Origin of the sequence: Endozoicomonas acroporae, assembly GCF_002864045.1 — a bacterium.
GTDB classification, from domain to species: domain Bacteria; phylum Pseudomonadota; class Gammaproteobacteria; order Pseudomonadales; family Endozoicomonadaceae; genus Endozoicomonas; species Endozoicomonas acroporae.
In genome coordinates this window covers 1-7,806 of record NZ_PJPV01000159.1, presented here as the reverse complement: position 1 = coordinate 7,806, position 7,806 = coordinate 1, and the positions used below count along the sequence as shown (strand labels likewise).

At 52.7% G+C, this 7,806-nt stretch carries 3 protein-coding genes; all 3 read right to left on the bottom strand.

Annotated features, from left to right (window positions below; genetic code table 11):
- Window positions 1-791 (bottom strand): hypothetical protein (locus CX664_RS21185; protein ID WP_146000195.1); only part of this gene is annotated, 791 nt, incomplete at its 3' end.
- Window positions 792-891: 100 nt separating this feature from the next.
- Window positions 892-7,191: a transglutaminase-like domain-containing protein gene (locus CX664_RS21180; RefSeq protein ID WP_101748651.1), complete on the bottom strand. Its 6,300-nt coding sequence runs from the start codon at window positions 7,189-7,191 to the stop codon at window positions 892-894.
- A gap of 86 nt (window positions 7,192-7,277) precedes the next feature.
- A complete protein-coding gene (locus tag CX664_RS21175) occupies window positions 7,278-7,571 on the bottom strand; it encodes a hypothetical protein (RefSeq protein WP_101748650.1) in 294 nt (97 codons plus the stop codon).
- Window positions 7,572-7,806: the final 235 nt, after the last annotated feature.

Here is a 7,806-nt window from a genome sequence, read left to right as displayed (position 1 = left end):
CAGTGAATCAGCAAACTCCCGGGCTCTGGCGGCTCCGTGCGATGGCTTACCGACCAGGATGGCACAGCGGCCGGGAGGTTAGTGGCACTGAAGGTTGCATAAGAGGGGCTATCCAGGGCAAATATCCGACGCCAGAAATCCGGTCCGGCAGCGTCAAGCTGGTATATTAAATCGTTTTTGGCCAGAACAACCCGGCTGACTGTCGTGCTGACGGGGATGCCATCCAGCCGGGGTGGATTCTCCAACAGCTCATTCAATGAGGCCAGCTGTCTGGGCCTGAGGTTGTCACAATCGAAAATCAGGGTGATGGGCACTGACTGATAAATAAGCCCGGGACGCTCGGTTTTTTGTCCGGGAGCGGGATAATAGTGCAGCCTTCTTAACGGGTGATGATCCAGGTCGTCTGGATGCCGGATCATAAAAACAAACCCGGTACCTGTCTTTTGCCGATAGAAACGGATCAATTCATCCTTCGCATCACTGGATTCAAAAAAATGAAACGCATCACCAACTGCCGATTGCTTCAGGTGGCTGATACAATCTGTGATGGGCGTGATGTTACGGATTGGGCTGGAATGTGCACTATCTGCAGATGCCTGTTGGACTAAATATGACTGCTCATTTTTGACGGACAAAATCTCAGTTACGAGCATTTTTTTACGGATTTTACTGGGCTGTGGAGGATCGCCTGTAGAATTTGCCAACCTTTTCCGAGCTTTTACAACAGGATGATCACCGGGTAGATTATCATTGTGCGCATTAACCACGGCACCGGGCTGAATAGGAGGCATGAGATTAGTACTTTTCTGATAGTAATTGCGGTCCGTCAGCCAGTTTGGATGGTGTAAAGCGGCAAAAGTTCCTTTGTACTCAGGGCCTGTTGACGTTTCGTCACGTGCTTAAAATGGTTGCATCATGTTCATTGAGCAGGCGTTTTATGGTTCCCAGCGACTCCTGGCAATCCAGGGCAATACCCGGAGAAAAAATCCCACTGCCGATCAAGTTAAAATTTTGCCCTGCCGGACTTTCAAAGATAGTGACCTGGTCACAGAAGTTGCCGACGATTAACACCCGGAATCTTTCCAGGTCTTTGCATATCACCGGGGTATATATTTCAGCAGAGCGTTGATCGCTGATCAGGCGAATTAACTGCCGGTTCTGTTCTGCATGATCAATGTAATCAATTAAGAATGTGCCAGGTTGGTAAGGGAGTTCATCACGAAACAGTGCCCCGGTATGTCGATTGGTGGCCAGTTTGAGGGCATCCAACGCCCTGTTGATCAAAAACTGACTGGACAGCATCAGAGTATTGGTCTCCAGGTAACAGGTTGATTTTTCCGGGAAACAGGGCTCACCACGGATCAGTCGGGCAAGATCCAGTCTGCCCCGGGAGGAATGGCTCCAGTAAACATCGGTAACAGCCATCTGAGGCAATGTTTCCGAGTCATACAGCAGAGAAAAGTTGTCGGCCTCCGGACTGTCCCTGACATTTTTCAGCCAGGTTCTGTTGATAGACTCTACCCGGAACAGGCGCTGGTCCAGTCTTTGCGCCGTACCATCATGATCAAACTTGAACCGGGTCACGGCCTGCAGGCTTTGCACAGGAAGGACGGGAAAGTCATTCGGGCTTTGCAGATACAGTTGCCAGGCAAACTCCGACCACTGACAGAAATCATGCTGTTTTGGAGATTGATAATTTTTTGACCTGATGAGCATACAGTGGCTCCAGTCAATAATGGCTTTCTTTTCCGGAGGAGCAAGGGTACAAAAATGGTCAATGGCGTGTCTGGCTGCCAGCAGATACTGTTCCGGTGCCAGACGGTAGGCAATATCAAATGCTGTGATACGTTGTCTGCCTCCTGACGACGAATAGTAACGTTGGGCTGATAAGTGCCTGCTCATGGGGATAGGGCGGAAATTTTTCCGGAACTCTTCCAGAACGGCATCTTTGACAAGGCTATTGGCCTCTTGAGGCAGTGCGAATTTAGAACATTGCCATTGCTGGCACAGGGAGATGACCAGTGACAGGAGCCGGTTCCAGCCGGAGGCATGACTGCCTGTACCTTGTCCGACAGTTGACTTGACTGGCGACACCGGCACTGATACGTGGATACCCTCCCATTTCGGCTCAGGTAAGTATGTGACAATGCTTTCGATGCCCCATAAATCGCAAAGTCGCCACCCATTGCAGGTTCTGACCTCAACAAACACATGTGATTCCGATTTTACTATCCGGGCTTCGATACCCCAGTAAAGACAGAGTAATTGAAACAGAAATGCACGGTGGCGACAGCTGCCCTGCTGCTCCTGCAACAATCGCTTGACCAGGCTGATGCCAGTTTCGACAAAGTTATGTTCGTAAGAAAAAGCTCTGAACCAATCGATCAGGGCCAGCAGCCGTTCGGACAGATTCCTTATTTGCCCTATTTCCCGCAACTTCTGATAGCCCGGAAAGTTCGTTGGTTGCTGGATGAAAACCTCCTGATCCAGATGTACTTTGATCAGGGATGGGCATCGCCGGGGTTGCGTTTCGATGGGATCGGCCGCCGTTAACGGCTTAAAGTACTTCGGATCGGGTTTGATAATAAAGCCCACAGCCACCGGTTCGGTTAACCGGGAACGAACAAAATACTGGCCAGTATGGTTGTCCTGTGCCAGCTCCAGCGGTGCCTCTGCCGGGATCGTGTGCAGACCGGTTAAACGGTCTGCGGCCGTCAGTGATGGTAATGGCTGCCATTCACTGCCCGGTTTCAGTATCAGGCGTCCGCTGGTTTCACCCTTTTTCAGATGACTGCGCGCAGCTAACATGGGCAAAAGAAAACTCTGATCGACAGGACGCTCTAACAACTGGCTTCGCACTAAATTCTGATCAGTGGTCACACTGACGGTGAACAGCTCCAGTCGATACAGCGCGCTATCCCACTGACCAGGAAAAAACCGGGTTACATAATATTCGTTAGACACTTCAGGGGGAGTTCCCAGACTGAAAGTCTTCGGTGATTCCGAATCTTTGGAAGATTCTTTTTCTGCTGACTGGCCGGGAATACAGGGCCATTCAAATTCAGGCTGGCAGCTGTTCAGATAGGGTTGCCACTCCTGGCGCAGATACTCAGGCCACTGCCCCATGGAGATGCGGGTCAATCGATCGGCGACCTGAAGCAGCTGCGGCAGCGTCAGCTCAAGGGAAAGGAATTGCTGCCGGAGATTATCATTGATGCCATGGGCGCAAGCGGTCAGCCACTGGCTGAGTCTGTCTGATATCCCCATGGCCTGCAGCCTGAGCTGATAGTCCTTAAAGGCATCGTGGTCGACCTGGACGCCAGTAAATCGACTGGTCAATGACGGCGGGAATGCCGTCCGTCCGGGGTAGGTGGGCGGATTAACGGTACCAATCAATTTGAACCCATCCTTGTGAGGCAGCGGCAGGCGGTCATTGAGAAACTCTTCCAATGGCCCGGAAGGAATAATATTGAGTTCACTGACCACCAGCACCTCACCCAGACGCCAGGCACGGTTAAAAGCCTGCACGAACTGGTTAAACCGGTCTGGTGTCCCATTGAGGTGCTGATAGCCTTTACCGGTTTGCTGTTGCCAGGTGGTCAGCGTCAGCAGTAACAGGGCATCCTTACCCCACCCGGCAGTACCTTCCACCACCATGGCAACCCTTCCCGGCTCCCTGAGTTGCAGAAATTGCCAGCAGGTTTTTATGTACTCTCTGGTGGCCGGAGTATTGATGACCAAAGGCTTTGATTGCTTTTGATTCACCTCTGTCAACTGACTGAAAAACTGCTGGAAAGCACGCTGGTGCTGGTCAAGCACCTGATCGTCAGCCTGGCCACCGCTGCACCAGTAAGCTCTGAGCGCTTGCCATTCCGATCGCCGGTCCTGGTCGATCCGTCCGCCCAGACTTTGCCGACACGCTTCGGCAGCCAGTGCGAATATTTGTTCATTGCTGGTGGGGCAGGGTGTATCAACAGTGAGCATTCTCAACCGGGCCATGATGTCGTTCAGATCCCTTGGTGTCAGCTCGTAGTCTGTGGATAACAGTTTTTTATACTCAGCGAGCAGAGACAGAATGGTGGCCGAAGCGGTGGATTTCACTTCCATGGGCCAGCCATCCGGCATAAGTGGCGCAATGATGGCTTGTTTCAGGATGGACTGCGGCAGTGGCCGGTAATAGAGGTTCAGAATCCGGCTTTTCAATTCAGGATCCAGATGCCGCCCCGGATAATTCTCTGGATTACCGGTGAGCAAAACCCGGTGTTTCTCTGTTAATCCGATCGTCTGGCCGTTAACGCAGAGCCTGGGAGGCGATTCCAGCAGACCACTCAGCGGCGACAATAGCCCTTGCGGCACCAGGTTAGCTTCATTAATAACCAGCAGGCCCGGTTCGGAACTTTTGGCCCAATCCGTTAGCTGGCCCGGGAGCGAATGAGAAGCCAGATGACCCAACCAGTTTTTCTTCAGGGTCACGGAGCCGTACAGATACTCCCATGTGGTGTTTGGTCCCATAGTCAGTGTTGTCACTGCCTGTTGGCCAAGCTTTGCGCCAATGGCCGCAACGAGCCAATGCTTTGATGCGTGTTGCAGTTTCTGCATTGCCTGCCCGGTGGCAACGGCCAGACAGGATTTACCGGTGCCCGCCGGACCAGTCAGCTCAATAATTTTATGCTTATCAAGCATGGCAATCAGCTGCTCCAGCCGCCTGGCCTGTTGCTGTTTATGACCATGGCTGGCCTGTAGCCAATCTGCGGCCAGTGTTGACAACGAGGTTGTCAGCAGCTGTGCGGGAAAGTAGCGCTGCAGCTGCTGGTGCAGATGCTGCTCTAGCTGCGGGGTTGGCTCAGACGGATGGCACTGGGTAATGGCTGACAGTTGATGGTTCAGGACCATGGCTTGCTGATGCACCGGGAGCCCCCGGTGGTGGCTGTCTCTGGCAAAGGCCAGCAGGGCATCGTAAAGCAGGCGCAGACGATGGCCACGACAGGGTTGGATGTTGCCATCCAGCACCGACAAATGATGTGCCTTGATGCCCTCTTCAGTGAATATTGCTTTGATAACGGCAGCCATCCTCACGATACAGGCGTGGGCAGGGCGTTCTTGCCAAGTTGCAGGCAGGCAGTCGGCCAGTGCTGGTGCCATATAACGGGCTAACGGCCAGAAATTAGCTAACAGGTCCTCTGGGCGCTTCAGGACCGGCATGGTTTCCAGGATGGCAGCAATGCCATCACGATCAACCCCTGCCATGTGATCCGGAAATTGGGCGCTGATCTGTGCTTTGACAAAACTGTAAATAACAAAATCACCGCGCACGGGATGGGCCAGTAACTTATTCAGGGCCTTGCGCCAGTGGAAGAGATCAAGAGTCTCGGCACGATCCAGACGCTGTTCAATGTGGAGCTGAGCCTCAAGCAGTGCCAGGAACTCAGAAGGTGCCTGAACCGGAATGACCGGGTAGCTTTTGTTCGGGCTCAGGGGCAAGAGCCGGATGCTCTTCAGAAGACGGCTTAATCGCTCCTTAGCCCGGGGATGGCCGGCGATAATGGACTGGGCGGGATCGGCACGGCTGGTTGACTGACTATCCCCGGCATCCTGTTGCTGCCAACGCTGGTACCAGAAACCCTGGTTCAGTAAACGGTGACCGGGCCAGACAATATGGAGCTGACCATTGGGCAGAGCAATTTTCTGGCCGTAAATCCAGAGATAGGGCTCAGGTGCCAGCAATGACTCCAGGTGTCCTGCCAGGACCGGGGTGTGTTCCAGCCCGGTCAGCACCACCGGTTCACCCGCAAGGAGCCTGAGCAATAAGGGGGAATGACTCAGCCGGAAACTCAACTTACCGGAAAGTTTCAGTTTGCTGGTAAACCACAGCTCCTCCCATTGCTGCCCTTTGGCCAGGTGATAGCGGTGGGCGTTGCTGGCAATATGGCCAATATGGGCAACATTGTCAGTATACAGCCGGACAACACGGTCACCGGAGGGCTTTGGCAAATCGCCGGTCACCAACCTGGGGGGAACCGGCAGTGATTCCGCCCGTTGTTTCAGGACCCGCCATTGCTGATCGGTCAGCTCACCGGTAATTAACAGCTGGTCAAATTCGCTGGCCATCTTCTGAAAGGTATCGGTCTGTTGCAGCGTGTTTTCCTGTGCGGACAGATCGCTGAAGATCGCGTCGAAATTATGGGTATTGATAATCCCACAGCTTTTTTCGGGTAACACCGGTGTGCTGGTGACTGCTTGTTTGAATGCCCGGATATGGGCTGTCGGGGTGTGATATTGCTGCAAAACCAGTGATGCTGGCAGCTTCACCCGTTCACCATTGGCGATGAAGTAGCCTTGCTCAAGAATGTCAGACAAATACTGCCAGAATCGGCTCCCGGCATCCGGAGGGTCCACCAGGCAGATGGTGACAGGTTCCGGCTGACTGTCGATCATCCCTTTGCGGAAATACTGTTCTCCCGCACGATTGATGGTCAGGTTGCCAAACAGACGGGCAAAGATATCCTGACCAGCACAGTGAACCTGCAAACTCCCGGGCTCTGGCGGCTCGGTGCGATGGCTTACGGACCGAACAACGGCCTCATGGTTGGGACAAGGGGCGTTGACGGGTGCTGAAGAAGGTCCATTCAAGGCAAATATCCGACGCCAGAAATCCGGACCAGGAGCGTCAGGCTGGCGCATTAAACGTGCGTTGGCCAGAACAACCCGGCTGACTGTTGAGCTGATGGGCCTGCCATCCAGCCGGGGTGGGTTCTCCAACAGCTCATTCAATGAGGCCAGCTGTCGGGGTCTGAGGTTGTCACAATCAAAAATCAGAGTGATGGGCAACGACTGATAAATAAGCCCGGGATGTTCGGTTTTTCTTCCGGGAACGGGGTAATAATGCAGCCTTCTTAAGGGGTGATGATCCAGGTCGTCCGGATGCCGGATAACAAAAAGAAATCCGTTGCCGGTCTTTTGCCGATAGAAACGGATCAATTCATCCTTCTTGTTCCCGAAGTCGAATAAATGAAACGCGTCGCCAACCGGTGGTGCCGATTGCTTCAGGTAGCGGGCACAATCGGTGATGGGAGTAACGTTACGGAGTGGGATATGTGCGTTGTCTGCAGATACCTGTTGGTCAGAATGATCATTGGGTTGCGGACAGTACATTTGTACATAACCCGCAGCACCGTGCTGAATAGTAAACATCCAAAGCGTTCGTTTTAATTAGTAATATTATTCCGTATTTAACGTTTGATGCGATAAACCGGGAAAAGTTCCTCCCTCACCCGGTATTACTCTGAGGGTGTGATCTTCCAGATGCTGGCACTTCTGTCGTCATCACAGGTAAAGAGCACTCGTCCAGAGGGGCTGAAACTGCCTGTATAGAGTTTGGTGCCAGTGTTTCCAACTGCTTTTTTGCACCAATGGCCATTGCTGTCGTAGCCGTGGATTTTAAAGACTCCGTCCTCGTCCTGGGCCAATAAGCCGTTATCATCACACCCCCAAAGGATGATCGTTGTCCAATAACGATATTCCGAGCAAAGCCGAAGCATCTGCTCCGAAGCGTTGAATAAGTAGCTGGCCATATGGAATCATATATTTCTGGCTACTTGGGCAGGTGCTATGCGAGACACAACGGAGGGAGCATAGCCGTAGCTATGTGACCGGAGTTGTAACGAAGCAGAGTACCTGAACAAGGAGTCAGAAATGTATGATTTCATATGGTTAGCTACTTATGGCTTTATTGATCCAGAAATGTTTGTTGGCAGATGCAGGGCGGTAGATCCTGGCTTTGACCATCGAATTACCCTCACTGTCAAA

What these genes read in the sequence shown, in the direction of transcription:
- CX664_RS21180 (WP_101748651.1), bottom strand. Translation starts at nt 7,191, where the DNA reads ATGTTTACTATTCAGCACGGTGCTGCGGGTTATGTACAAATGTACTGT.
- CX664_RS21175 (WP_101748650.1), bottom strand. Translation starts at nt 7,571, where the DNA reads ATGGCCAGCTACTTATTCAACGCTTCGGAGCAGATGCTTCGGCTTTGC.